We start from the raw sequence: 364 nt of genomic DNA on the forward strand, positions 1-364 counted from the left end.
GTTCCTGATCAGCATGGATCTGCCGAGGCTGCTGCGGCTGTTCTTCAACCTGTTCAAGGACGACATCTCCGAGAAGCTGCAGTTTGTCTTCCGCCGGATGGGCGAGGTGTTCCTCGGCTACTGGAAGGCGCAGTTCATCATGAGTGTCGGCGTATTCATCGTCACGTATATCTGTCTGCTGTTCATCTCGCCCAAGGCAGCGCTGCTCTTGTCGTTCGTCATCTGGGCGGTCGACATCATCCCGCTCTATGTCGGGCCGGCGCTCGTGCTCGTGCCATGGGGCGTCCTGGAGATGATCCTTGGCAATACGAGCACCGGCATCCAGCTCAATGTGCTCGCGCTTGTGCTGCTCGTGCTGCGCCGC

At 59.3% G+C, this 364-nt stretch carries 1 protein-coding gene; it reads left to right on the plus strand.

Annotated elements, in window-relative coordinates:
• On the plus strand, positions 1 to 364 hold a 364-nt coding region (locus tag PA598K_RS36610), incomplete at both ends, for an AI-2E family transporter (protein WP_185602263.1).

Origin of the sequence: Paenibacillus sp. 598K (assembly GCF_003851045.1) — a bacterium.
GTDB lineage: Bacteria > Bacillota > Bacilli > Paenibacillales > Paenibacillaceae > Paenibacillus_D.